This is a genomic window from Actinophytocola algeriensis (genome assembly GCF_014203735.1).
Taxonomy (GTDB): domain Bacteria; phylum Actinomycetota; class Actinomycetes; order Mycobacteriales; family Pseudonocardiaceae; genus Actinophytocola; species Actinophytocola algeriensis.
The window spans coordinates 283,686-305,914 of sequence record NZ_JACHJQ010000009.1; the positions used below are offsets into that span (position 1 = coordinate 283,686).

Annotated in this window: 35 protein-coding genes; 33 read left to right on the forward strand and 2 right to left on the reverse strand. The window is 68.8% G+C overall.

Going from position 1 to position 22,229, the window contains the following annotated elements:
• The first annotated feature begins 67 nt into the window (after positions 1-67).
• The 5 genes from FHR82_RS37335 to FHR82_RS37355 all read left to right on the forward strand — a co-directional run bounded on the left by FHR82_RS37335 (position 68) and on the right by FHR82_RS37355 (position 3,054).
• The gene (locus FHR82_RS37335) at positions 68-364 is read left to right on the forward strand and encodes a hypothetical protein (protein ID WP_184815342.1); all 297 of its coding nucleotides are present in this window, start codon (positions 68-70) and stop codon (positions 362-364) included.
• Positions 365-388: 24 nt separating this feature from the next.
• The gene (locus FHR82_RS37340; protein ID WP_184815343.1) at positions 389-592 is read left to right on the forward strand and encodes an SseB family protein; all 204 of its coding nucleotides are present in this window, start codon (positions 389-391) and stop codon (positions 590-592) included.
• 142 nt (positions 593-734) lie between these two features.
• Complete coding sequence (locus FHR82_RS37345; RefSeq protein WP_184815344.1) at positions 735-1,487, forward strand: D-Ala-D-Ala carboxypeptidase family metallohydrolase; 753 nt, start codon at positions 735-737, stop codon at positions 1,485-1,487.
• 229 nt (positions 1,488-1,716) lie between these two features.
• Complete coding sequence (locus FHR82_RS37350; RefSeq protein ID WP_184815345.1) at positions 1,717-2,472, forward strand: D-Ala-D-Ala carboxypeptidase family metallohydrolase; 756 nt, start codon at positions 1,717-1,719, stop codon at positions 2,470-2,472.
• Positions 2,473-2,541: 69 nt separating this feature from the next.
• The gene (locus FHR82_RS37355; RefSeq protein ID WP_221464756.1) at positions 2,542-3,054 is read left to right on the forward strand and encodes a DinB family protein; all 513 of its coding nucleotides are present in this window, start codon (positions 2,542-2,544) and stop codon (positions 3,052-3,054) included.
• Here FHR82_RS37355 and FHR82_RS37360 read toward each other — a convergent pair.
• On the reverse strand, positions 3,051-3,776 hold the full coding sequence (locus tag FHR82_RS37360) for an ABC transporter permease (protein WP_221464757.1): 726 nt from the start codon (positions 3,774-3,776) through the stop codon (positions 3,051-3,053). The two genes, FHR82_RS37355 and FHR82_RS37360, sit on opposite strands and share 4 nt — an antisense overlap.
• Positions 3,776-4,675 carry an ABC transporter ATP-binding protein gene (locus FHR82_RS37365; protein WP_184815348.1) on the reverse strand — a complete coding sequence of 300 codons (900 nt, stop codon included), beginning with the start codon at positions 4,673-4,675 and terminating at the stop codon, positions 3,776-3,778. The genes FHR82_RS37360 and FHR82_RS37365 overlap by 1 nt, the downstream gene beginning before the upstream one ends.
• 112 nt (positions 4,676-4,787) lie before the next feature.
• On the opposite strand from FHR82_RS37365, the gene FHR82_RS47785 reads away from it, so the two are divergent.
• The 28 genes from FHR82_RS47785 to FHR82_RS37505 all read left to right on the forward strand — a co-directional run bounded on the left by FHR82_RS47785 (position 4,788) and on the right by FHR82_RS37505 (position 22,221).
• Positions 4,788-5,918 (forward strand): sensor histidine kinase, encoded by a 1,131-nt coding sequence (locus FHR82_RS47785; RefSeq protein WP_184815349.1) that lies wholly within the window; start codon positions 4,788-4,790, stop codon positions 5,916-5,918.
• Complete coding sequence (locus FHR82_RS37375) at positions 5,915-6,520, forward strand: response regulator transcription factor (protein ID WP_184815350.1); 606 nt, start codon at positions 5,915-5,917, stop codon at positions 6,518-6,520. The genes FHR82_RS47785 and FHR82_RS37375 overlap by 4 nt, the downstream gene beginning before the upstream one ends.
• Before the next feature lie 404 nt (positions 6,521-6,924).
• On the forward strand, positions 6,925-7,299 hold the full coding sequence (gene rpsL / locus FHR82_RS37380) for a 30S ribosomal protein S12 (RefSeq protein WP_133906284.1): 375 nt from the start codon (positions 6,925-6,927) through the stop codon (positions 7,297-7,299).
• Positions 7,299-7,769, forward strand: coding sequence for a 30S ribosomal protein S7 (gene rpsG, locus FHR82_RS37385; protein WP_184815351.1), 471 nt, complete (start codon positions 7,299-7,301; stop codon positions 7,767-7,769). The genes rpsL and rpsG overlap by 1 nt, the downstream gene beginning before the upstream one ends.
• A 63-nt stretch (positions 7,770-7,832) precedes the next feature.
• Positions 7,833-9,932 (forward strand): elongation factor G, encoded by a 2,100-nt coding sequence (gene fusA / locus FHR82_RS37390; protein ID WP_184815352.1) that lies wholly within the window; start codon positions 7,833-7,835, stop codon positions 9,930-9,932.
• Between the two features lie 199 nt (positions 9,933-10,131).
• Entirely contained in the window at positions 10,132-11,325 is a 1,194-nt protein-coding gene (gene tuf / locus FHR82_RS37395; protein WP_184815353.1) for an elongation factor Tu, read from the forward strand.
• Between the two features lie 295 nt (positions 11,326-11,620).
• Positions 11,621-11,926, forward strand: a complete 306-nt coding sequence (gene rpsJ, locus FHR82_RS37400; protein WP_003938093.1) for a 30S ribosomal protein S10 — start codon at positions 11,621-11,623, stop codon at positions 11,924-11,926.
• 13 nt (positions 11,927-11,939) lie between these two features.
• Positions 11,940-12,593 carry a 50S ribosomal protein L3 gene (gene rplC, locus FHR82_RS37405; protein ID WP_184815354.1) on the forward strand — a complete coding sequence of 218 codons (654 nt, stop codon included), beginning with the start codon at positions 11,940-11,942 and terminating at the stop codon, positions 12,591-12,593.
• The gene (gene rplD / locus FHR82_RS37410) at positions 12,590-13,477 is read left to right on the forward strand and encodes a 50S ribosomal protein L4, sunset domain variant (protein ID WP_184815355.1); all 888 of its coding nucleotides are present in this window, start codon (positions 12,590-12,592) and stop codon (positions 13,475-13,477) included. The genes rplC and rplD overlap by 4 nt, the downstream gene beginning before the upstream one ends.
• The gene (rplW, locus tag FHR82_RS37415) at positions 13,474-13,770 is read left to right on the forward strand and encodes a 50S ribosomal protein L23 (protein WP_184815356.1); all 297 of its coding nucleotides are present in this window, start codon (positions 13,474-13,476) and stop codon (positions 13,768-13,770) included. Before rplD ends, rplW begins: the two co-directional genes overlap by 4 nt.
• A 33-nt stretch (positions 13,771-13,803) precedes the next feature.
• A complete protein-coding gene (gene rplB / locus FHR82_RS37420) occupies positions 13,804-14,640 on the forward strand; it encodes a 50S ribosomal protein L2 (protein ID WP_184815357.1) in 837 nt (278 codons plus the stop codon).
• Between the two features lie 19 nt (positions 14,641-14,659).
• Positions 14,660-14,941 (forward strand): 30S ribosomal protein S19, encoded by a 282-nt coding sequence (gene rpsS, locus FHR82_RS37425; RefSeq protein ID WP_184815358.1) that lies wholly within the window; start codon positions 14,660-14,662, stop codon positions 14,939-14,941.
• Positions 14,942-14,961: 20 nt separating this feature from the next.
• Complete coding sequence (gene rplV, locus FHR82_RS37430; protein ID WP_184815359.1) at positions 14,962-15,393, forward strand: 50S ribosomal protein L22; 432 nt, start codon at positions 14,962-14,964, stop codon at positions 15,391-15,393.
• Complete coding sequence (rpsC, locus tag FHR82_RS37435) at positions 15,393-16,247, forward strand: 30S ribosomal protein S3 (protein ID WP_311771458.1); 855 nt, start codon at positions 15,393-15,395, stop codon at positions 16,245-16,247. Before rplV ends, rpsC begins: the two co-directional genes overlap by 1 nt.
• Before the next feature lie 3 nt (positions 16,248-16,250).
• Positions 16,251-16,670, forward strand: coding sequence for a 50S ribosomal protein L16 (gene rplP, locus FHR82_RS37440; protein WP_184815360.1), 420 nt, complete (start codon positions 16,251-16,253; stop codon positions 16,668-16,670).
• On the forward strand, positions 16,670-16,918 hold the full coding sequence (rpmC, locus tag FHR82_RS37445; protein ID WP_184815361.1) for a 50S ribosomal protein L29: 249 nt from the start codon (positions 16,670-16,672) through the stop codon (positions 16,916-16,918). The genes rplP and rpmC overlap by 1 nt, the downstream gene beginning before the upstream one ends.
• Entirely contained in the window at positions 16,915-17,196 is a 282-nt protein-coding gene (gene rpsQ / locus FHR82_RS37450) for a 30S ribosomal protein S17 (RefSeq protein ID WP_184815362.1), read from the forward strand. The genes rpmC and rpsQ overlap by 4 nt, the downstream gene beginning before the upstream one ends.
• Positions 17,193-17,561 (forward strand): 50S ribosomal protein L14, encoded by a 369-nt coding sequence (gene rplN, locus FHR82_RS37455; protein ID WP_184815363.1) that lies wholly within the window; start codon positions 17,193-17,195, stop codon positions 17,559-17,561. Before rpsQ ends, rplN begins: the two co-directional genes overlap by 4 nt.
• Before the next feature lies 1 nt (position 17,562).
• Positions 17,563-17,877, forward strand: coding sequence for a 50S ribosomal protein L24 (gene rplX / locus FHR82_RS37460; RefSeq protein WP_184815364.1), 315 nt, complete (start codon positions 17,563-17,565; stop codon positions 17,875-17,877).
• 8 nt (positions 17,878-17,885) lie between these two features.
• Positions 17,886-18,449 (forward strand): 50S ribosomal protein L5, encoded by a 564-nt coding sequence (gene rplE / locus FHR82_RS37465; RefSeq protein ID WP_184815493.1) that lies wholly within the window; start codon positions 17,886-17,888, stop codon positions 18,447-18,449.
• 4 nt (positions 18,450-18,453) lie between these two features.
• Positions 18,454-18,639, forward strand: a complete 186-nt coding sequence (locus FHR82_RS37470; protein WP_075126570.1) for a type Z 30S ribosomal protein S14 — start codon at positions 18,454-18,456, stop codon at positions 18,637-18,639.
• Between the two features lie 73 nt (positions 18,640-18,712).
• The gene (gene rpsH, locus FHR82_RS37475) at positions 18,713-19,111 is read left to right on the forward strand and encodes a 30S ribosomal protein S8 (protein WP_184815365.1); all 399 of its coding nucleotides are present in this window, start codon (positions 18,713-18,715) and stop codon (positions 19,109-19,111) included.
• Between the two features lie 16 nt (positions 19,112-19,127).
• The gene (gene rplF, locus FHR82_RS37480) at positions 19,128-19,667 is read left to right on the forward strand and encodes a 50S ribosomal protein L6 (protein ID WP_184815366.1); all 540 of its coding nucleotides are present in this window, start codon (positions 19,128-19,130) and stop codon (positions 19,665-19,667) included.
• A gap of 2 nt (positions 19,668-19,669) precedes the next feature.
• Entirely contained in the window at positions 19,670-20,074 is a 405-nt protein-coding gene (rplR, locus tag FHR82_RS37485) for a 50S ribosomal protein L18 (protein WP_184815367.1), read from the forward strand.
• Positions 20,075-20,105: 31 nt separating this feature from the next.
• Positions 20,106-20,759, forward strand: coding sequence for a 30S ribosomal protein S5 (gene rpsE / locus FHR82_RS37490; protein ID WP_184815368.1), 654 nt, complete (start codon positions 20,106-20,108; stop codon positions 20,757-20,759).
• A gap of 1 nt (position 20,760) precedes the next feature.
• Positions 20,761-20,946 (forward strand): 50S ribosomal protein L30, encoded by a 186-nt coding sequence (gene rpmD, locus FHR82_RS37495; RefSeq protein ID WP_184815369.1) that lies wholly within the window; start codon positions 20,761-20,763, stop codon positions 20,944-20,946.
• Entirely contained in the window at positions 20,943-21,389 is a 447-nt protein-coding gene (gene rplO / locus FHR82_RS37500) for a 50S ribosomal protein L15 (RefSeq protein WP_221464802.1), read from the forward strand. Before rpmD ends, rplO begins: the two co-directional genes overlap by 4 nt.
• Before the next feature lie 82 nt (positions 21,390-21,471).
• The gene (locus tag FHR82_RS37505; protein ID WP_184815371.1) at positions 21,472-22,221 is read left to right on the forward strand and encodes a hypothetical protein; all 750 of its coding nucleotides are present in this window, start codon (positions 21,472-21,474) and stop codon (positions 22,219-22,221) included.
• The last annotated feature ends 8 nt before the right edge of the window (positions 22,222-22,229 follow it).

Below are 22,229 nucleotides of genomic sequence, written 5' to 3' on the forward strand. Positions count from 1 at the left end.
GGAACGCCTTGGCAGCAAAGGGACACGGCGGCTGCCCTCGGCGCCGGGTCGCTCGCAAGCTGGTGGCATGACCGGGTTCCACATGGTGCCGGACGTGGTGTCCGCCGCCGTGACGGCGTTGTCGGACCAGGGCAAGCACCGGGACACGGGGTGGCAGGGCTGCAAGTCGGCGATCGCGGGCAACGAGGGCGGCATCGGTCCCGACCCGCTCGGGCAGGCCTTCCGCGCGATCTACGGCCGGCTCTCGCCGGCGCTGCGCGAAGGCGCCGACCGGGTGCCGGGGCTGATCATGGACGTCGCGGGCAGGGATGCGCGCAGCGTCGGCGACTACGTCGGCTCCGACGCGGTGGCAGGCCCCGCCTAGAAGCCCGGCTCGTCGGAGCTGTACGTGACGCGGACCGAGGCGGGTGAGACGGTGCTGCAGGCGTTCACATCCGACGCGGCGCTGCCCTCGGGCTGGTCGACCTGGCAGCGGGCCACGGGCCGGGAGCTCGCCGGGGTGCTGGCAGGCAAGCGGCTCCAGCTGAACCCGGGCAGCGCGGTCACCGCCACCATCCCGGGCGACGACGTGGCCGCGCGCGTACGGGGGTAGCCGGGCCCGCCGATCGTCGTGGGACACATGGCGGGACTTGATCGGCGAAGCGGGGCATTTGTCCGTTGAGCCGTTGACACCGCCGATGTCACACCGTGATCTTCGGGGACGCCACCTACCCCTGCATGAGAGGTGCGTCCCCATGAAAGCCTTCCTGGCCGTCCTCACCGGACTGGCCGCCGCACTGGCCGTGTTCGTGGTTCCCGCGTCCGCCGATCCCGGCCCCGTGACGCCTGCCGACGTCGAGGCCGCCGACGGTTGCTACACGTGGAACCGCACGTTGTCCGAGGGGGCGTCCGGTGAGGACGTCCGCCAGCTGCAGATCCGCGTCGCCGGCTACCCGGGCTACGGCGGGGTGCTCGGCCTCGACGGTGCGTTCGGCCCGGCCACGAAGGCCGCGGTGACCCGCTTCCAGCAGGCTTACGGCCTGGCCGCCGACGGTGTCGCCGGGCCTGCCACGTTCGGCAAGATCTACGAGCTGCAGGACGACGACTGCACGCCGGTCAACTTCACCTACGCCGAGCTGAACCGCTGCAACGGCGACTGGTCGGGCGGCAACGTCTCGGCGGGCCAGGCGAGGGCCAACGCGTTGGTGTCCATGTGGAAGCTGCAGGCCATGCGGCACGCGATGGGCGACCGGCCGATCACCGTGAACGGCGGTTTCCGCAGCGTCGCCTGCAACAACGCCGTCGGCGGCGCCCCGGCGAGCCGCCATCTCTACGGTGACGCGGTCGACCTCGGCGCAGGCTCGCAGGGCTTCTGCGCGCTGGCGCAGCAGGCCCGCAACCACGGTTTCGCGGAGATCCTCGGCCCCGGCTACCCGGGCCACGACGACCACACCCACGTCGCCGCGCGCTCCGGCCAGTTCTGGTCGGCGCCGAGCTGCGGCATGTGACGACGAACCGGCCGGTGACCCCGCCACCCCGCACGGGTGGCGGGGTCACGCTGTGTGAAGGCGCGTGCGGGCCGGGGCTTAGCCCGTCAAGAGTCCGTTCGTTAGGCCGACCGGCCCGGTGAGATACGACCGAAATACGGTTTCGTGTCGTGATTCATTGACCAAACCATGATCCTCAGACAGTCTCCGAAGGTCACCTTTTCACCCTGCCCCGAAAGGTGTTCCTCTCATGATGCGAAAAATTCTGTTCGCACTGCTGGCGACTTTCCTCACCGTGACCGGCGTGGCGACGGCCGCGTCGGCCGACCCCGGCCCGGTCACGGCCCAGGACGTCCAGGCCGCGGACGGCTGTTACACCTGGAACCGCACGCTCTCCGAGGGTGCGTCCGGTGAGGACGTCCGCCAGCTCCAGATCCGCGTCTCGGGCTACCCGGGCTACGGCGCGGTGCTGGCGCTGGACGGTGCGTTCGGCCCGGCCACGCGGTCCGCGGTCGTCCGCTTCCAGCAGGCCTACGGCCTCGCCGCCGACGGCGTCGCGGGCCCGGCGACCTTCAGCAAGATCTACTCGCTGCAGGACGACGACTGCACCCCCATCCACTTCACCTACGCCGAGCTGAACCGCTGCAACAGCGACTGGTCGGGCGGCATGGTCTCGGCGTCCACCGCCAAGGCCAACGCCCGCGTCACCATGTGGAAGCTCGAGGCCCTGCGCCACGCGCTCGGTGACCGCCCGCTCGTCGTCAACAGCGGCTTCCGCAGCGTCGCGTGCAACAACGCGGCGGGTGGCTCCTCGACCAGCCGCCACATGTACGGCGACGCCGCCGACCTCGGCGCCGGCTCCCAGGGCTTCTGCACGATCGCCAAGCAGGCCCGCAACCACGGCTTCACCGAGATCCTCGGCCCCGGCTACCCCGACCACAACGACCACGTCCACGTGGCGCTGCGGTCGAACCGGTTCTGGTCCGCCCCGAACTGCGGGATCTGAAGTACTGCTTGACGAACGATGAAGGAACCGTTGCTGGTGCCGGGCCCGCGTCTCGCCCAAGCTGACGCCATGGAACCCGACACCAAGGACTGGACTTGGGTCCTGGACCGTCCGTGCCCCGAGTGCGGGCTCGACACCAGCACGTTCGACCACGACGACATACCCGCCATGCTCCGCGCGAACGCGGTGGCGTGGCGGGACGTCCTCGCCCGCCACGACGTCGGCACCAGGCCGGACCCGGACACGTGGTCACCGCTCGAGTACGCCGCCCACGTGCGCGACACGTGCCGCGTCTACACCGAACGCCTCCGCCTGATGCTCACACAGGACGGTCCCGCCTACCCGAACTGGGACCAGGACGCGACCGCCGTGGCGGACCGCTACGGCGAGCAGGACCCGGCCACCGTCGCCGACGAGCTGACCGCGGCCGCGAACCTGCTGGCCGACCGCTTCGCCGAGGTGTCCAGCGACCAGTGGCAGCGCACCGGCATCCGCAGCGACGGCGCCCACTTCACCGTGGACACCTTCGCCCGCTACTTCATCCACGACCCGCTCCACCACCTGCACGACGTGCACCGTTAGGCACGCGGCTCCCAGCGGAAGGCGCGGTGGAACACGAAGCCCGCCACCGCGAGCCAGAGCACCGTCGACGCCAGGTCCAGCGGCACCACCGGCACGTCCGCGACGGTGGCGCCCGCCGACCAGCCACGCGCCACCAGGTCCGCGGGGCCCGCGATCGGCATCGCGAGTCCCAGCGCCGCCACCGCCGGATCGTTCGACGACGTGAGGAACGTGCTCGCCACCGCGGCCAGCAGCACCGGCGTGCCGGTCACCTGGGTCGCCTCCACGCTCCTGCTGAGACAGGCGGTCGCGACCCCGGCCGCGGTCGCGACCGCCACGCTCAGCAGCACGCCCGCGACGACCGCCGCCGGATCACCGGGCGCGGGCGCACCGGTCGCGATGCAGAACACCAGGAACGCCACCGTCTGCGCGAGCCCCACCGCCACGACCGGCAGCAGCACCCCGCCGAGGACCGCCGCGTCGGACAGCTCCGTGGTGCGCAGCCGCTTCAGCACCCGCGACTGGCGGCGCGAGGTGAACACCGTGACGCTCACCAGGAACACCGACATCATCATCAGCAGCGCGACGTGCGTCGACAGCAGCCGGCCCCACTCGGCGGTGCTGCCGGGGCGTTCCCCGAACAGCACGAGCGCGGCCAGCCCGACCGGCACCACGACGACCGAGAACGCCGTGATCCGCCTGCGCAGCAGCAACCGGAGCTCCACGAGGGAAAGCTGGAGCATCACGCCGCCCCCATCCTGGCCGAGGCGAGCTCGAGGAAGACCTCTTCCAGCGAGGCCTGCGTCGCGTTGAGACCGTCGAGCCGCAGCCCGTGCCGGTCCGCCCACACCAGCAGCGCGTGCAGGTCGTCCTGCAGCGCCTCCGTCTCGACGGCCAGCGCCCGGCCGTCGAGGTCGACCGTGCCGGAAACCGCGGGCAGCGCGGGAAAACCCGGGGGCAGTGTGGCCGTGATCCGCGCGGGCCGGGACGACAGCACCGCCGACAGCGTCCCCGCGACCCGCACCCGCCCGGCGTGCATGATCGCCACCCGGTCCGCGAGCGCCTCCGCCTCCTCGAGGTAATGGGTGGTCATGAGCACGGTCGTGCCGGTCGCCGCCAGGTCCTCGACGAGCGCCCAGACGCGTTGCCGCGACTCGGGATCCAGGCCCGCGGTCATCTCGTCGAGCACCACCAGCCGAGGGCGGCCCCAGACCGCGAGCGCCACGTCGAGCCGCCGCCGTTCGCCACCTGACAGCCGTTCGGCCTGCACGTCCGCGCGGTGCGCGAGCGCCAGCCGGTCCATCAGCTCGGCGGGGGAGTCCTTCCTGCTGGACAGGCGCTGCCACAGCGACAGGGTCTCCGCCACCGTCAGCTCGCCGATCAGCCCGGACTCCTGCGGCAGCACCCCCATCGACGGGGCCAGTGCCGCCCGCTCCGTGCGCGGGTCGCGCCCCAGCACCCGCACGGTCCCCTCGGCGGGCCGCAGGAAGCCCTCGACGACCTCCAGCGTCGTCGTCTTCCCCGCGCCGTTCGTGCCGAGCAGCGCGAACACCTCGCCCTCGGCGACGGTGAAGCCGACGTCGTCGACCGCGACCACGTCCCCGTAGACGTGCGTCAGGCCGGTCACCTCTATCGCGTTCATGCCGCACACCGTGCCCGGCCAGCGGATCTCCGCAGTAGTGCCCGCGTGCACCGGCTCGCGTGACAGCTGTCCGCGAGCGAGGTGACAGCTGTCATTCCGCTACGGTCGCCCCGTGCCAGAACGCGATGCGCTCGCCTCGCTGCACCGCTACACGCGGCTGACGCTGCTCGCGACGGTGCCGATCATCGGCCTCGCGCCGTTGCTGGTCGCGTTCGGCGACTTCGAGCGGTGGGACCGGTTCGTCCCACTGGTCGTCGCCGTGGCCGTGTTGCTGGTGGTGCACTGGCGGCGGGTGGCCCGGGCCATCGAGGCGCCCACCGAGGTCCTGCCGTGGCGGCCGTCGGCCGTGACGCTGGTGCTGTCGTTCGCGGTGTACGGCTACGCGTACACCTACGGCGACGCCGGCAACACGTGGTGGATGTTCCTGCCGTCGGCGCCGCTGGCCGAGCTGCAGTTCGGCCGGAAGACCTCGGCCGCGCTGCGGCTGTCCGCACCATTCGTCCTGTTCGCCTGCGTCCTGGCGGTGGCGCTGGCCGAGGTCGTGCCGCCGGACACGGAGGGGAGCCCGGTCGCGACCGGGCTCGTCGCCGCCGTCGTGATGCTCGTGCTGCCGTTCGGTGAGCTGGTGGCGCTGCGGCAGTGGCGGATCGCGGTCGAGCTGGACCAGGCGCGCCGCACCGCGGCCGAGCTCGGCGCGACCCGCGAGCGGCTGCGGTTCACCGAGGACCTGCACGACATCCTCGGCCACGCGCTGGAGGTGGTGTCGCTGAAGGCCGAGCTGGCGGCCCGCCTTGGCACGGCCGCCCCCGAGCGCGCGCAGGCGGAGATGGCCGAGGTGCAGCGGCTGGCGCGGGGCGCCCTGCGTGACGTCCGCGCACTGGCCAGGGGACAGCGGCCGCTGCGGCTCGACGCGGAGCTCACCGGTGCGCGCACCCTGCTTACGTCGGCGGGCATCGAGTGCGAGGTGGACGGGGCCGCGACCGGCGGCGAGCACAGCGAACTGCTCGGCCGGGTGCTGCGCGAGGCGGTGACGAACCTGTTGCGTCACGCGGACACCCGCCACTGCCGGATCACCGTGCGCCCGTCCGCGCTGACCGTCGTCAACGACGGCGCGGCCGCCGCGACGGCGGGGGAGGGCACCGGCCTGGCCGCTCTGTCGCGCCGGGTCACCGAGGCTGGCGGCACCTTCCTGGCTGGCCCCGGCGAGACACCGGGCACGTTCGTGGTGGAGGCGGCGCTGTGATCACCCTGGTACTGGCCGACGACGAGCGCCTGACCAGACAGGCGGTCGCCGCGCTCCTGGGCCTGGAACCGGACCTGACGGTCGTCGAGGACGTGGCCGACGGCGTGGCGGCGCTCCGCGCGATCGCGGAACACCGCCCGGACGTGGTCGTGCTCGATGTCGAGATGCCGGGGATGGACGGTCTTGCCGTGCTGGCACGCCTCGCGGAGGAGGGCTCACCGGCCCGCTGCGTGATGGTCACCCGGCACGCCCGCCCCGGCGTACTGCGGCGGGCGCTGTCGCTGGGTGCCAAGGGTTTCCTGGCGAAGACCGCGCCCGCGTCCCTGCTCGCGGAGGTGATCCGCCGGGTACACGCGGGCCTGCGCTACGTCGACCCGGACTTCGCGGCCGAGGCACTGGCCGAGCCGGACTGCCCCCTCACCGAGCGGGAGCTGGCGGTACTGCGGCTGGTCGACGACACCACCACGGCCGCCACCATCGCGGCCGAGCTGCACCTGTCCGCGGGCACGGTCCGCAACTACATCTCCTCGGCCATGGCCAAGCTGTCGGCCCGCAGTCGCTCCGAAGCCGCCCGCACCGCCCGCGACCAGGGCTGGATCTAGGGCCGGCACCACCAGGCCCAGGGGTGCCCGCACGTCCCGCGACCAGGGTTGATACACTGAGCGGTGATCATCGTGCCGGGTCGGCAACGGCTCGCGCGGTGGGCGGGAACAAGCCCCGCTTGACGAGCGTTTGGGCATAGGTCGACCCCGGTTTTGACCCTCTCAGGAGCGCCGGGTATCTTGAGTACTCGCGCCCGACCTATGTCGGGTCGATCCGCGTGCCTGTGCGCGGAGTTCGCGTCAGCGGACACCTCGCAGTAACCGCGGAGTTCCTTCCGAGCCTCGTAGGGATGATTCAATCCTGCCCGGGCGTTATGAGGGAAGGGCGACACGCCCGACCTCGTGATACGGCGGGAGCACCAACCACACAAGCAAGAAGTAGTACACCAGGAGAAAGCCGGTCCATGCCCACGATCCAGCAGCTGGTCCGTAAGGGCCGCCAGGACAAGGTCGCCAAGCAGAAGACTGCGGCCCTCAAGGGGAGCCCGCAGCGGCGTGGCGTGTGCACCCGTGTGTACACCACCACCCCGAAGAAGCCGAACTCCGCGCTGCGCAAGGTCGCGCGCGTCAAGCTGACCAGTGGCATCGAGGTCACCGCTTACATCCCGGGTGAGGGCCACAACCTCCAGGAGCACTCGATGGTGCTCGTGCGAGGCGGCCGAGTGAAGGACCTGCCTGGTGTTCGCTACAAGATCATCCGCGGCTCGCTGGACACGCAGGGCGTGAAGAACCGCAAGCAGGCGCGCAGCCGCTACGGCGCGAAGAAGGAGAAGGCCTGATGCCTCGCAAGGGACCCGCTCCTCGGCGGCCGCTGATCACCGACCCGGTCTACAGCTCCCCGCTGGTCACTCAGCTGATCAACAAGGTGCTGCGGGACGGCAAGCGCTCCGTCGCCGAGAAGATCGTCTACAGCGCGCTCGAGGGCGCGCGCGAGAAGACCGGTACCGATCCGGTGGTCACGCTCAAGCGTGCGCTGGACAACGTGAAGCCGACCATCGAGGTCAAGAGCCGCCGCGTCGGTGGTGCCACCTACCAGGTGCCGATCGAGGTCAAGCCCGGTCGTTCCACGACGCTGGCGCTGCGCTGGCTGGTCACCTTCTCGCGGGCGCGCCGGGAGAAGACCATGCAGGAGCGGCTGATGAACGAGCTGCTCGACGCGAGCAACGGTCTCGGGGCGAGTGTCAAGCGCCGCGAGGACACGCACAAGATGGCGGAGTCGAACAAGGCCTTCGCCCACTACCGCTGGTGACAGCCCGCGGCCAACAGCCGTGCGGGCCGCACCAACGCTGATTGAAGACAGGGGAAGAGACCCGTGGCACAGGACGTGCTCACCGACTTGGCCAAGGTGCGCAACATCGGCATCATGGCCCACATCGACGCGGGCAAGACCACGACGACCGAGCGGATCCTGTTCTACACAGGCATCAGCTACAAGATCGGCGAGGTGCACGACGGCGCCGCCGTCATGGACTGGATGGAGCAGGAGCAGGAGCGCGGCATCACGATCACGTCCGCCGCGACGACCTGTTTCTGGAAGGACCACCAGATCAACCTGATCGACACCCCGGGACACGTCGACTTCACCGTCGAGGTGGAGCGCAACCTCCGGGTGCTCGACGGCGCGGTCGCGGTGTTCGACGGCAAGGAGGGGGTCGAGCCGCAGTCCGAGCAGGTCTGGCGGCAGGCCACCAAGTACGACGTCCCGCGCATCTGCTTCGTCAACAAGATGGACAAGCTGGGCGCGGACTTCTACTTCACCATCCGCACCATCTCCGAGCGGCTCGGCGCGAAGCCCCTGCCCATTCAGCTGCCCATCGGCGCGGAAAGCGACTTCACCGGTGTCGTCGACCTGGTGAACATGCGCGCGCTGACGTGGCGTGGTGAGGTCAAGAAGGGCGAGGACTACACGGTCGAGGACATCCCGGCCGACCTCGTCGAGAAGGCGAACGAGTACCGCGAGCAGCTGATCGAGGCAGTGGCGGAGACCGACGACGAGCTCATGGAGCTCTACCTCGGTGGCGAGGCGCTGACCGTCGACCAGATCAAGCAGGGCATCCGCACGATCGTGCGTGAGGGCACGGCGTACCCGGTGCTGTGTGGTTCCGCGTTCAAGAACAAGGGCGTTCAGCCCATGCTCGACGCGGTGATCGACTACCTGCCCGCGCCGCTGGACCTCCCGCCGGTCGAGGGCACGCTGCAGGACGGCGAGACGCCGGCCTTCCGCAAGCCGAACACCGACGAGCCGTTCTCCGCGCTGGCGTTCAAGATCGCCGTGCACCCGTTCTTCGGCAAGCTCACCTACATCCGGGTCTACTCGGGCAAGGTCGCGAGCGGCGCCCAGGTCATCAACTCGACCAAGGACCGCAAGGAGCGCATCGGGAAGATCTTCCAGATGCACGCCAACAAGGAGAACCCGGTCACGGAGGCCCTCGCCGGTCACATCTACGCGGTGATCGGCCTGAAGGACACCACGACCGGTGAGACCCTGTCGGACCCGGCGAACCCCATCGTCCTCGAGTCGATGACGTTCCCGGAGCCGGTCATCCAGGTGGCGATCGAGCCGAAGACCAAGGCTGACCAGGAGAAGCTGTCCACCGCGATCCAGAAGCTCGCGGAGGAGGACCCGACGTTCCGGGTCCACCAGGACGACGAGACCGGTCAGACGATCATCGCCGGCATGGGCGAGCTCCACCTGGACATCCTGGTGGACCGCATGCGCCGCGAGTTCAAGGTCGAGGCCAACATCGGCAAGCCGCAGGTGGCCTACCGCGAGACGATCCGCAAGACGGTCGACAAGCACGACTACACCCACAAGAAGCAGACGGGTGGGTCGGGCCAGTTCGCGAAGGTCGTCATCAAGATCGAGCCGATGTCGACCGCCGACGGCGCGCTCTACGAGTTCGACAACAAGGTCACCGGTGGCCGGGTGCCGAGGGAGTACATCCCGTCGGTGGACGCCGGTGCGCAGGACGCCATGCAGGACGGCGTGCTCGCGGGCTACCCGCTGGTCGGCGTCAAGCTGACGCTGCTGGACGGCGCCTACCACGAGGTCGACTCCTCGGAGATGGCGTTCAAGGTGGCCGGCCGGATGGCGCTCAAGGAGGCCGCTCGCATCGCGAGCCCGACTCTCCTCGAGCCGATGATGGCGGTCGAGGTGACGACGCCCGAGTCCTACATGGGCGACGTCATCGGTGACCTGAACTCCCGCCGTGGCCAGATCCAGGCCATGGAGGAGCGCAGTGGTGCCCGCATCGTCAAGGCGCTGGTGCCGCTGTCGGAGATGTTCGGCTACGTCGGCGACCTCCGGTCGAAGACCCAGGGCCGGGCGAACTACTCCATGCAGTTCGACTCCTACGCCGAGGTTCCCGCGAACGTCGCGAAGGAGATCATCGCGAAGGCGACGGGTGAGTGAGCACCGTAGCGAGCGTCAGCGAGCGAGGCGCGGCGCGAACCCGAAGCCGAGCAGTGATATCGCCAAGGCAACCGGCGAGTAACTGAATCCGGTGCGGGCTGCGTGGGTAGCGCCCCCTATGGTTCGCACAACTGACCTTAAGAACTGCCGTCGCTGAAAGTCAGACGGCGGAAAGAACAAGTCCAGGAGGACGAGAGAAGTGGCGAAGGCGAAGTTCGAGCGGACCAAGCCGCACGTCAACATCGGGACCATCGGTCACATCGACCATGGGAAGACCACGCTGACCGCGGCCATCTCCAAGGTTCTGCACGACAAGTACCCCGAGCTGAACCCCTTCACGCCGTTCGACGAGATCGACAAGGCGCCGGAGGAGAAGCAGCGCGGTATCACGATCTCGATCGCTCACATCGAGTACGAGACCGAGAAGCGGCACTACGCGCACGTGGACTGCCCCGGTCACGCGGACTACATCAAGAACATGATCACCGGTGCCGCCCAGATGGACGGCGCGATCCTGGTGGTCGCCGCGACCGACGGCCCGATGCCGCAGACGAAGGAGCACGTGCTCCTCGCCCGCCAGGTCGGCGTGCCCTACATCGTTGTCGCCCTGAACAAGGCCGACATGGTGGACGACGAGGAGATCATGGAGCTCGTCGAGCTCGAGGTCCGTGAGCTCCTGACCGAGTACGAGTTCCCGGGTGACGACCTGCCGGTGGTCCGCGTCTCCGCGCTGAAGGCGCTGGAGGGCGACGCCGAGTGGGGCGCCAAGCTCCTCGAGCTGCTCGACGCCGTCGACGAGAGCATCCCCGAGCCGGAGCGCGAGATCGCGAAGCCGTTCCTCATGCCCGTCGAGGATGTCTTCACCATCTCCGGCCGCGGCACCGTGGTCACCGGTCGCGTCGAGCGCGGTGTCCTCAAGCCGATGGAGGAAGTCGAGATCGTCGGCATCCGCGAGAAGGCCCAGAAGACCACCGTCACCGCCATCGAGATGTTCCGCAAGACCCTCGATGACGCGCGCGCGGGGGAGAACGTGGGTCTGCTCCTGCGCGGCATCAAGCGCGAGGACGTCGAGCGCGGCCAGGTCGTCGTGAAGCCCGGCACCACGACTCCGCACACGGAGTTCGAGGCGACGGTCGTCATCCTGTCCAAGGACGAGGGTGGCCGTCACACGCCGTTCTTCAACAACTACCGTCCGCAGTTCTACTTCCGCACCACCGACGTGACCGGCGTCGTGACCCTCCCCGAGGGCACCGAGATGGTCATGCCGGGTGACAACACCTCCATGCTCGTGAAGCTGATCCAGCCGATCGCCATGGACGAGGGTCTGCGGTTCGCCATCCGTGAGGGTGGCCGGACGGTCGGCGCGGGTCGCGTCACCAAGATCATCAAGTAGCTAGCCCGGCTGGGGCCCCAGGTCAAGCACCTGGGGCCCCCCGGTTTGGGTGTCGCAAAACGTGTGTGGCATCCTTGACAGGTTGCTCGTTGCGGACGGTCATGCGATCGGTCGTGTTCGAGCGGGCTCGCGGCGCGTGTTCTGCAAGGCACAGTTCCGCCGGGCCACTTATGACCACTCCTCTAGGACAGAAGTCCAAGGGGCCGGTCTGTGCGTAGGGCGCGACACACCCGACCGCGTGGACCGGAGCGGCACGAGTCTTAAGACTGATCGAAGAAACGGACGGCAAGCCACCATGGCGGGACAGAAGATCCGCATCCGGCTCAAGGCCTACGACCACGAGGCGATCGACGCTTCGGCGCGCAAGATCGTTGAGACGGTTACCCGCACGGGTGCTCGGGTCGTCGGTCCGGTGCCGCTGCCCACCGAGAAGAACGTGTACTGCGTCATCCGGTCTCCGCACAAGTACAAGGACTCGCGCGAGCACTTCGAGATGCGTACGCACAAGCGTCTGATCGACATCCTCGACCCGACGCCGAAGACGGTTGACGCTCTGATGCGCATCGACCTCCCGGCCAGCGTCGACGTCAACATTCAGTGAGGCCTGAGCACCAATGTCTGACCGGCAGATGAAAGGAATCCTGGGCACGAAGCTCGGGATGACCCAGGTCTTCGACGAGAACAACCGGATCGTCCCGGTGACCGTCGTCAAGGCCGGCCCGAACGTCATCACCCAGATCCGCACCCAGGACACCGACGGGTACACCGCGGTGCAGCTGGCGTTCGGCGAGATCAAGCCCCGCAAGGTGAACAAGCCCGAGAAGGGCCACTTCGCGAAGGCCGGCGTCACGCCGCGCCGCTACCTCGCCGAGCTGCGCACCACGGACGCCGACAGCTACGAGCTCGGCCAGGAGATCACCGCCGAGGTGTTCGAGGCCGGCACGGTGATCGACGCGACGGGCACCACCAAGGGCAAGGGCACCGCGGGTGTCATGAAGCGTCACGGCTTCAAGGGCCTGTCCGCTTCCCACGGCACGCAGCGCAAGCACCGCTCGCCCGGCTCCATCGGTGGCTGCGCCACCCCGGGCCGCGTGTTCAAGGGCCTGCGCATGGCCGGCCGCATGGGCCACGTGAAGGTCACCACCCAGAACCTCCTCGTCCACCGCGTGGACGCCGAGGACGGGCTGATCCTCCTCAAGGGTGCCGTTCCCGGCCCCAAGGGCGGCGTGGTGTTCCTCAAGACCGCCGCGAAGGGGGAAGTGAAGTGACCTCCATCGATGTGAAGACGCCCGACGGCAAGACCGACGGTTCGGTCGACCTGCCCGGGGAGATCTTCGACGTGCAGGCCAACGTCGCGCTGATGCACCAGGTGGTCGTCGCGCAGCAGGCCGCGGCCCGTCAGGGCACGCACTCCACGAAGACCCGCGGCGAGGTCAGCGGTGGCGGCAAGAAGCCGTACCGCCAGAAGGGCACCGGTCGTGCTCGCCAGGGTTCGACCCGCGCTCCGCAGTTCGCGGGCGGTGGCGTCGTCCACGGCCCCCAGCCGCGTGACTACGCCCAGCGCACCCCCAAGAAGATGAAGGCCGCCGCTCTGCGTGGCGCTCTCTCCGACCGGGCGCGCGCGGGCCAGCTGCACGTCGTCTCCTCGCTGGTCGACGGGGACACCCCGTCCACCAAGTCGGCGCTGAAGGTCCTCGGCTCGGTCTCCGAGTCCAGGAACCTGCTCGTCGTGCTGACCCGCGACGACGAGACCAGCTGGCTGTCGGTGCGCAACGTGCCGACCGTGCACGCGCTCGTCGTCGACCAGCTCAACACCTACGACGTGCTCGTCAACGACGACGTGGTGTTCACCAAGGCCGCGCTCGACGCGTTCCTCGCCGGTCCCGGCAAGGCCGTCAAGGCGTCCGCCCGTTCCAGCGAGGTCGCCGGTGACGCGGCGCCGTACGGCGCGGGCAGCCACGCCCCGCTGGCCGACGACGCGGAGCCCGAGGGCTTCCCGGTGAAGGGCAACGAGAGCAGCAAGCTCTACCACCTTCCTGGTACCTCGTTCTACAACCGCACGGTGGCCGAGGTCTGGTTCGCCAGTGCTGAGGACGCCGAGAAGGCAGGCTTCCAGCTGCCGCCGTCGCAGCGGAAGGAGGAGGACAAGTGATCCCCGACCCCCGCGACGTGCTGCTCGCGCCGGTGATCTCCGAGAAGTCCTACGGGCTACTCGAGGAGAACAAGTACACGTTCGTCGTCGCTCCGCACGCGAACAAGACCGAGATCAAGATCGCGGTCGAGAAGGTGTTCGGCGTGCAGGTCGTGAGCGTGAACACGCTGAACCGGAGCGGCAAGCGCAAGCGCACCCGCACCGGTTACGGCAAGCGCAAGAACACCAAGCGAGCGATCGTGACGCTTTCCGCGGAGAGCAAGCCGATCGAGATCTTCGGCGGACCGGCCTGAGCCGGCGAGTAGAGACATAGGGACTGCGTAGAGATGGGCATTCGCAAGTACAAGCCGACGACGCCGGGGCGTCGTGGGTCCAGCGTCTCCGACTTCGCCGAGATCACCCGATCGGAGCCGGAGAAGTCACTGATCCGTCCGTTGCACGGCCGCGGTGGTCGCAACGCGCACGGCAAGATCACCACCCGGCACAAGGGTGGCGGTCACAAGCGGGCGTACCGGCTGATCGACTTCCGGCGCCACGACAAGGACGGCGTGCCGGCCAAGGTCGCGCACATCGAGTACGACCCGAACCGGACCGCACGCATCGCGCTGCTGCACTACGCCGACGGTGAGAAGCGGTACATCCTCGCCCCGGACAAGATCAAGCAGGGCGACCGGATCGAGAACGGGCCGAGCGCGGACATCAAGCCGGGCAACGCCCTGCCGATGCGCAACATCCCGGTCGGCACCGTGATCCACGCGATCGAGCTGCGGCCGGGCGGTGGCGCCAAGATCGCCCGCTCCGCTGGGGCGCGTGTCCAGCTGGTCGCGAAGGACGGGCCCTACGCACAGCTGCGTATGCCGTCCGGCGAGATCCGCAACGTGGACGTGCGCTGCCGCGCCACGGTCGGCGAGGTCGGCAACTCCGAGCACGCCAACATCAACTGGGGCAAGGCAGGCCGCATGCGGTGGAAGGGCAAGCGCCCGACCGTCCGCGGTGTCGCCATGAACCCGGTGGACCACCCGCACGGTGGTGGTGAGGGCAAGACCTCCGGTGGTCGCCACCCGGTGAACCCGGCAGGTAAGCCCGAGGGCCGGACCCGCCACAAGGGCAAGGAAAGCGACCGGATGATCGTCCGCCGTCGCCGGACCGGCAAGAAGCGCTAAGAGCAGGAGGGAGTGACAGATGCCTAGGAGTTTGAAGAAGGGCCCGTTCGTCGACGACCACCTGCTCAAGAAGGTGGACGCGCTCAACGAGTCCGGCAAGAAGACCGTCATCAAGACCTGGTCACGCCGGTCGACGATCATCCCCGACATGCTGGGCCACACGATCGCGGTGCACGACGGCCGCAAGCACGTGCCGGTCTTCATCTCGGAAGCCATGGTCGGCCACAAGCTGGGCGAGTTCGCACCGACGCGGACCTTCAAGGGTCACGTGAAGGACGACCGCAAGGCGCGCAGGCGCTAAAAGGACGAAGGAGTAAAGCGATGAGTGACGAGACCGCGGCGGTGGAAGAGCTTCCCCGCGCGATCGCTCGGGCTCGCTACGTCCGCGCCACGCCGATGAAGGTGCGCCGGGTGGTCGAGCTGATCAAGGGCCGCAGTGCCGAGGAGGCACTCGCCGTGCTCCGGTTCGCGCCGCAGTCCGCGAGCGACCCGGTGGCGAAGGTGCTCGCGAGCGCCGTGGCCAACGCCGAGAACAACCTGGACCTCGACCCGGACACGCTCTGGGTCAGCCAGGCTTACGTGGACGAGGGCCCGACCCTCAAGCGGTTCCGCCCGCGGGCCCAGGGCCGTGCGTACCGGATCCGCAAGCGGACCAGCCACATCACCGTCGAGGTGGAGTCGCGGCCGAAGGCGGAGCCGAAGAAGGCGGCTGCCAAGAGCCGTAAGTCCAGTGCGAAGAGGAGTGCCAGCTAGTGGGTCAGAAGATCAACCCGCACGGCTTCCGGCTCGGGATCACCACTGACTGGAAGTCCCGCTGGTATGCCGACAAGCAGTACGCGGAGTACGTGGCAGAGGACGTGAAGATCCGTCGTCTGCTGTCCAAGGGCATGGAGCGCGCCGGTATCTCGAAGGTGGAGATCGAGCGCACCCGTGACCGGGTCCGCGTCGACATCCACACCGCCCGTCCCGGCATCGTCATCGGCCGCCGCGGCGCCGAGGCGGACCGGATCCGCGGCGAGCTCGAGAAGCTGTCGGGCAAGCAGGTGCAGCTGAACATCCTCGAGGTCAAGAACCCCGAGGCCGACGCCCAGCTGGTCGCGCAGGTGACCGCTGAGCAGCTGTCCAACCGCGTGTCCTTCCGCCGCGCGATGCGCAAGGCCATCCAGTCGGCCATGCGCAGCCCGCAGGTCAAGGGCATCCGCGTGCAGTGCGGCGGCCGCCTCGGCGGCGCCGAGATGTCCCGCTCCGAGCACTACCGCGAGGGCCGGGTGCCGCTGCACACGCTGCGTGCCGACATCGACTACGGCTTCTTCGAGGCCCGTACGACCTTCGGCCGGATCGGCGTGAAGGTGTGGATCTACAAGGGTGACGTCGTCGGCGGCCGCCGCGAGGTCGAGGCACGCAGCCAGGCCCCGCAGGAGCGCGCGCCGCGCCGGGAGCGGCCCACCAGGGCTCGCCGTTCCGGTTCGTCGGGCACCACCGCGACCAGCACCGAGGCCGGCCGCGCAGCGGCAGAGGCGTCGGTGCCAGCAGCAGAGCAGGCCGAGCCGCAGACCCCGTCTGTCAACGGGACCGGCGACGCCAAGACGACCAACGGGGAGGGCTGAGCAGTGCTCATCCCACGCAAGGTCAGGCACCGCAAGCAGCACCACCCCAAGCGGGCCGGTGCTGCCAAGGGCGGTACCAAGGTCACCTTCGGTGAGTTCGGTATCCAGGCGCTGCAGCCTGCCTACGTGACAAACCGGCAGATCGAGTCCGCTCGTATCGCCATCAACCGGCACATCCGTCGTGGCGGCAAGGTCTGGATCAACATCTTCCCGGACCGCCCGCTGACCAAGAAGCCCGCCGAGACCCGCATGGGTTCCGGTAAGGGTTCGCCGGAGTACTGGATCGCGAACGTCAAGCCCGGCCGGGTCATGTTCGAGCTGAGCTTCCCGAACGAGACGGTCGCGCGCGAGGCGCTCACCAGGGCGATCCACAAGCTCCCGATGAAGTGCCGCATCGTCACGCGTGAAGGTGGTGACTTCTGATGGCCGCTGGTACGCAGGCGTCCGAGCTGCGCGAGCTGAACGACGAGGAGCTGGTCCTCCGCCTCCGCGAGGCGAAGGAGGAGCTGTTCAACCTCCGGTTCCAGATGGCGACCGGACAGATGGACAACAACCGCAGGCTCCGGATGGTCCGGCACGACATCGCCCGGATCTACACCGTGATGCGAGAGCGTGAGCTGGGCCTCTCTGTGTCCCCCGACGAGGTTTCCAGTGATGAGGGTGCCGCATGAGTGAGACGACCGAGACCGCACAGCAGGCGCGCAACCGGCGCAAGGTCCGCGAGGGCCTGGTCGTGTCGGACAAGATGGACAAGACCATCGTGGTCGCGCTGGAGGACCGCAAGAAGCACGCGCTGTACGGCAAGGTGCTGCGGTCCACCACCAAGGTGAAGGCGCACGACGAGGAGAACACCGCAGGCGTCGGTGACCGCGTGCTGCTGATGGAGACCCGCCCGCTGTCGGCGACCAAGCGCTGGCGGCTCGTGGAGATCTTGGAGAAGGCAAAGTGATTCAGCAGGAGTCGCGGCTGCGCGTCGCCGACAACACCGGTGCGAAGGAGATCCTCTGCATCCGGGTGCTCGGTGGCTCGGGCCGGCGCTACGCGGGAATCGGCGACATCATCGTCGCCACCGTCAAGGACGCGATGCCCGGCGCCGGCGTGAAGAAGGGTGACGTCGTCAAGGCGGTCATCGTTCGTACGTCGAAGGAGCGTCGTCGCCCGGATGGCTCGTACATCCGCTTCGACGAGAACGCCGCCGTGCTGATCAAGCAGGACAACGAGCCGCGCGGGACGCGCATCTTCGGTCCGGTCGGTCGCGAGCTGCGCGACAAGAAGTTCATGAAGATCATCTCGCTGGCTCCGGAGGTGCTCTGACATGAAGATCAAAAAGGGTGACACGGTCGTCGTCATCGCCGGCAAGGACAAGGGCGCCAAGGGCAAGGTCATCCAGTCCTACCCCGAGCGCGGCAAGATCCTCGTCGAGGGCGTCAACCGGATCAAGAAGCACACCCGCATCTCGCAGACGCAGCGCGGTGCCCAGTCCGGTGGGATCGTCACCCAGGAGGCGGCGATCGACGTGAGCAACGTGATGATCGTCGGCGACGACGGCAAGCCCACCCGGGTCGGCTACAAGTTCGACGACGAGGGCCGCAAGGTCCGGATCTCGCGCCGCACCGGGAAGGAGATCTGATGACCACGGTGACTTCCGAGGAGAAGACCATTCCCCGGCTCAAGACCCGGTACCGCGAGGAGATCGTGCCCGGGCTGCGCGAGGACTTCACCTTTGACAACGCGATGCAGGTGCCTCGCGTGGTCAAGGTCGTCGTCAACATGGGTGTCGGCGACGCCGCCCGTGACGGCAAGCTGATCGAGGGCGCACTGCGCGACCTCTCGCTGATCACCGGCCAGAAGCCGCAGGTGCGGCGGGCCACCAAGTCCATCGCGCAGTTCAAGCTGCGTGAGGGCATGCCGATCGGCGCGAAGGTCACCCTGCGCGGTGACCGCATGTGGGAGTTCCTGGACCGGCTGCTGACGATCGCGCTGCCGCGTATCCGCGACTTCCGGGGCCTGTCGCCGAAGCAGTTCGACGGCAACGGCAACTACACGTTCGGTCTCAACGAGCAGTCGATGTTCCACGAGATCAACCCGGACTCGATCGACCGGCCGCGCGGTATGGACATCACCGTCGTCACCACCGCGACCAACAACGAGGAAGGGCGGGCGCTGCTGCGGCGCCTGGGCTTCCCGTTCAAGGAGAACTGAGCCCATGGCGAAGAAGGCCCTGGTTCACAAGGCGGCGCAGAAGCCGAAGTTCAAGGTGCGGGGCTACACCCGCTGCCAGCGTTGCGGCCGGCCGCGTGCGGTGTTCCGCAAGTTCGGCCTCTGCCGCGTCTGCCTGCGGGAGATGGCCCACCGCGGCGAGCTCCCCGGCGTGAACAAGTCCAGCTGGTAATTCCACCAGGCATATCCATCCCGCCACAGGCCCCGGACAGGGGAACCATGGCGAGAAAGGTTGACAGGTCACCATGACGATGACCGACCCGATCGCAGACTTCTTGACCCGTCTGCGTAACGCCAACTCGGCGTACCACGACGAGGTCGTGCTGCCGCACTCGAAGCTCAAGGCCAACATCGCGGAGATCCTCAAGCGCGAGGGCTACATCTCGGGCTACCGCGACGAGGACGGCGAAAAGGGCAAGAACCTTGTCGTCGAGCTGAAGTACGGCCCGAACCGGGAGCGCAGCATCGCCGGTCTGCGCCGGGTTTCCAAGCCCGGTCTCCGGGTGTACGCGAAGTCGACCAGCCTGCCCAAGGTGCTCGGTGGCCTCGGCGTGGCGATCATCTCCACGTCCGCGGGTCTCCTGACGGACCGACAGGCCGGCAAGCAGAAGATGGGCGGGGAAGTCCTCGCCTACGTCTGGTAGGGAAGGGGAGTAGTAGATGTCTCGCATCGGTAAGCTGCCGATCCCCGTCCCGGCCAATGTGGACGTGAAGATCGACGGCCAGAGCATCAGCGTGAAGGGGCCCAAGGGCACCCTGGCGCACACGGTCGCGGAGCCGATCGTCGTGGAGCGCGGCGAGGACGGCGTCCTCGAGGTCAAGCGCCCCGACGACGAGCGAACCAACCGCGCGCTGCACGGTCTGACCCGGTCCCTGGTGAACAACCTGGTGGTCGGTGTCACCGACGGCTACGAGAAGAAGCTCGAGATCCACGGCGTGGGTTACCGCGTCCAGCTCAAGGGCTCGGACCTGGAGTTCTCACTCGGCTTCAGCCACCCGGTCAAGGTCTCGCCGCCGGAGGGCATCACCTTCGTGGTCGAGAACCAGACCCGGTTCTCCGTCCAGGGGATCAACAAGCAGCTGGTCGGCGAGGTCGCCGCCAACATCCGCAAGCTGCGCAAGCCCGACCCGTACAAGGGCAAGGGCGTGCGGTACGCGGGCGAGAAGATCCGCCGCAAGGTCGGAAAGACGGGTAAGTGATCATGAGCGAAGCGACTGTTACCAAGCGCCGCAAGCCGCTGGGCAAGGACATCTCGACGCGTCGTCGGGTGTCCAAGGCCCGCCGCCACTTCCGGGTCCGCCGGAAGGTCAGCGGTACGGCCGAGCGGCCGCGTCTGTCGATCACGAAGTCGTCGCGGCACATCGTGGCGCAGCTGGTCGACGACCTGGCGGGCAAGACGATCGCGTCGGCGTCCACCCTCGAGGCGGACGTGCGGGCGATGGACGGCGACAAGAAGGCTCGTGCGGCCAAGGTCGGCCAGCTCGTCGCCGACCGCGCCAAGAACGCAGGCGTCTCGAAGATCGTGTTCGACCGCGGTGGCAACGACTACCACGGCCGGATCGCGGCCCTCGCCGACGCGGCGCGCGAAGCCGGGCTGGAGTTCTGATCATGTACGAGTACACGGGAAGGATCGCCTGATGCCGGGACGTTCACGGCAATTCGGCGGCGGCCAGCAGGGCGGTCAGGGCGGTGACAACCGCGGAGATCGCGGTGACCGCCGGGACCGCAGGGACCGTCGCGATGGGGGCCGTGGCGGGGCGGCCCAGGACAAGACCGCGCACATCGAACGCGTGGTGGCCATCAACCGGGTCGCCAAGGTCGTGAAGGGTGGTCGCCGGTTCAGCTTCACCGCGCTGGTCGTGGTGGGCGACGGCGACGGCATGGTCGGTGTCGGCTACGGCAAGGCGAAGGAGGTGCCTGCCGCGATCGCCAAGGGTATTGAGGAAGCGAAGAAGAACTTCTTCAAGGTCCCGAGGATCGCCGGCACCATCCCGCACCCGATCCAGGGTGAGCGTGCCGCCGGTGTCGTGCTCCTTCGTCCGGCTTCCGCCGGTACCGGCGTCATCGCCGGTGGCCCGGTGCGTGCCGTGCTGGAGTGCGCCGGTGTCCACGACGTGCTGTCGAAGTCGCTGGGCAGCGACAACGCGATCAACATCGTGCACGCCACGGTGGCCGCGCTGAAGGGCCTGCAGCGTCCGGAGGAGGTGGCCGCTCGCCGCGGTCTGCCGCTCGAGGACGTGGCCCCGGCCGGCATGCTGCGGGCGCGTGCCCAGGCGGGTCAGGGGAAGTGACATGGCACAGCTCAAGGTGACCCAGGTCCGCAGTGTCATCGGGACCAAGCGCAACCACCGGGAGTCGCTGCGCACACTCGGGCTGCGGAAGATCCGCCAGTCCACCGTGCGTGAGGACACCCCGCAGGTTCGCGGCCTGATCCACACCGTCCGTCACCTGGTGACGGTCGAGGAGGTCGAAGACTGATGGCCATCAAGATCCACCACCTCCGTCCCGCGCCCGGCGCGAAGACGGAGAAGCACCGGGTCGGCCGTGGTGAAGGCGGCAAGGGCGGCAAGACCGCAGGCCGCGGCACCAAGGGCACCAAGGCACGGAAGAACGTGCCTGCCCGTTTCGAGGGTGGGCAGATGCCCATCCACATGCGGCTGCCGAAGCTGCGTGGCTTCACGAACCGGTTCCGCACCGAGTACCAGCCGGTGAACGTGGGCGACATCGCCCGCGTGTTCCCCGACGGTGGTTCGGTCGGCGTGGCCGAGCTGGTCGAGGCCGGTCTCGTCCGCAAGAACGAGCTGGTGAAGGTCCTCGGCGACGGCGACCTGTCGGTGAAGCTGGACGTCACCGCGCACAAGTTCTCCAAGTCCGCTTCGGAGAAGCTGGCGGCGGCGGGCGGCAGCGCCACCACGCTGTAACGAACACACGAAAGCGGCCGGCAGGTTCTCCTGCCGGCCGCTTTTCGTTGTGCGGGCGGCGTTCGCGGGCCATGCTCCGTTCATGACCAAGGCCCGCCGGGTCACCGCCGCGCTCGCCGTCGCGGCGGCGGTGCTGGTGATCGTCGGCTCCGCGCTGCCGTTGTTCTCCGTGACGTTCCTGATGGGCGCTGGTCCTGTCGAGTTCACCATGACGGCGTGGGGGATCGAGTCCGACGGCGGCATCTTCCCGATCGGCGACGTCCCGGCGAACGGTTTCCCGCTGGTGCTCGCCGGCGTCCTCATGGCCTTCGCGGCTGGGGCGCTGCGGGCAGCCGCCCGGCCCGGTGCGCTTCCGCGCACCGAACGCGTGGGGGTCCTCGCCGTCGTGGCCGGGGGTGCGTTCCTGGCGTGCGCCGTGTGGATGGTGGCGGCGCAGTCGGTCAACTGGGAGGACACCTACGGGCCGCCCGACGACGCCGAGGACCTCAGCTTCGGCGGCGAGACCGGTTACGGCGCCGGACTGTGGATCCTGGTGCTCGCGGCTCTGCTGGGTGTGGCGGCCGCGGTGCTCGCGCAGCTGCCCGGCACGCGGCCCGCGCCGGTGGTGACGGCGGACCCGGACGCGCCGACCCCACCGTTCGGCATCGTGCTGCCGGTGCCGGCGGAGGAACCCCCGCCGGAGCTGCCCGAGCCCGAGCCGGAGCCGGCACCCGAGCCGGAAGTGCCGGTGCTGGGCCCGATCGTGATCCCCGAGGCGCCACCGCCGCCCGCACCAGCGGGCCCGGCGGTGCCGCTGGTGGAGGACCCTCTGGACGAGCCGCGTCGCGACTGACACGCTCC

Coding starts and splice junctions, on each gene's coding strand:
- rpsS (WP_184815358.1), top strand. CDS start 14,660: ATGCCTAGGAGTTTGAAGAAGGGCCCGTTCGTCGACGACCACCTGCTC.
- FHR82_RS37365 (WP_184815348.1), bottom strand. CDS start 4,675: ATGAACGCGATAGAGGTGACCGGCCTGACGCACGTCTACGGGGACGTG.
- rpsH (WP_184815365.1), top strand. CDS start 18,713: ATGACGATGACCGACCCGATCGCAGACTTCTTGACCCGTCTGCGTAAC.
- rplF (WP_184815366.1), top strand. CDS start 19,128: ATGTCTCGCATCGGTAAGCTGCCGATCCCCGTCCCGGCCAATGTGGAC.
- FHR82_RS37360 (WP_221464757.1), bottom strand. CDS start 3,776: ATGCTCCAGCTTTCCCTCGTGGAGCTCCGGTTGCTGCTGCGCAGGCGG.
- rpsG (WP_184815351.1), top strand. CDS start 7,299: ATGCCTCGCAAGGGACCCGCTCCTCGGCGGCCGCTGATCACCGACCCG.
- rplX (WP_184815364.1), top strand. CDS start 17,563: ATGAAGATCAAAAAGGGTGACACGGTCGTCGTCATCGCCGGCAAGGAC.
- rpsL (WP_133906284.1), top strand. CDS start 6,925: ATGCCCACGATCCAGCAGCTGGTCCGTAAGGGCCGCCAGGACAAGGTC.
- FHR82_RS37470 (WP_075126570.1), top strand. CDS start 18,454: ATGGCGAAGAAGGCCCTGGTTCACAAGGCGGCGCAGAAGCCGAAGTTC.
- rpmC (WP_184815361.1), top strand. CDS start 16,670: ATGGCCGCTGGTACGCAGGCGTCCGAGCTGCGCGAGCTGAACGACGAG.
- FHR82_RS37335 (WP_184815342.1), top strand. CDS start 68: ATGACCGGGTTCCACATGGTGCCGGACGTGGTGTCCGCCGCCGTGACG.
- FHR82_RS37505 (WP_184815371.1), top strand. CDS start 21,472: ATGACCAAGGCCCGCCGGGTCACCGCCGCGCTCGCCGTCGCGGCGGCG.
- FHR82_RS37350 (WP_184815345.1), top strand. CDS start 1,717: ATGATGCGAAAAATTCTGTTCGCACTGCTGGCGACTTTCCTCACCGTG.
- FHR82_RS37355 (WP_221464756.1), top strand. CDS start 2,542: ATGGAACCCGACACCAAGGACTGGACTTGGGTCCTGGACCGTCCGTGC.
- rplR (WP_184815367.1), top strand. CDS start 19,670: ATGAGCGAAGCGACTGTTACCAAGCGCCGCAAGCCGCTGGGCAAGGAC.
- rpsJ (WP_003938093.1), top strand. CDS start 11,621: ATGGCGGGACAGAAGATCCGCATCCGGCTCAAGGCCTACGACCACGAG.
- rplC (WP_184815354.1), top strand. CDS start 11,940: ATGTCTGACCGGCAGATGAAAGGAATCCTGGGCACGAAGCTCGGGATG.
- rpsQ (WP_184815362.1), top strand. CDS start 16,915: ATGAGTGAGACGACCGAGACCGCACAGCAGGCGCGCAACCGGCGCAAG.
- rplV (WP_184815359.1), top strand. CDS start 14,962: ATGAGTGACGAGACCGCGGCGGTGGAAGAGCTTCCCCGCGCGATCGCT.
- rpsE (WP_184815368.1), top strand. CDS start 20,106: ATGCCGGGACGTTCACGGCAATTCGGCGGCGGCCAGCAGGGCGGTCAG.
- rpmD (WP_184815369.1), top strand. CDS start 20,761: ATGGCACAGCTCAAGGTGACCCAGGTCCGCAGTGTCATCGGGACCAAG.
- rplB (WP_184815357.1), top strand. CDS start 13,804: ATGGGCATTCGCAAGTACAAGCCGACGACGCCGGGGCGTCGTGGGTCC.
- FHR82_RS37345 (WP_184815344.1), top strand. CDS start 735: ATGAAAGCCTTCCTGGCCGTCCTCACCGGACTGGCCGCCGCACTGGCC.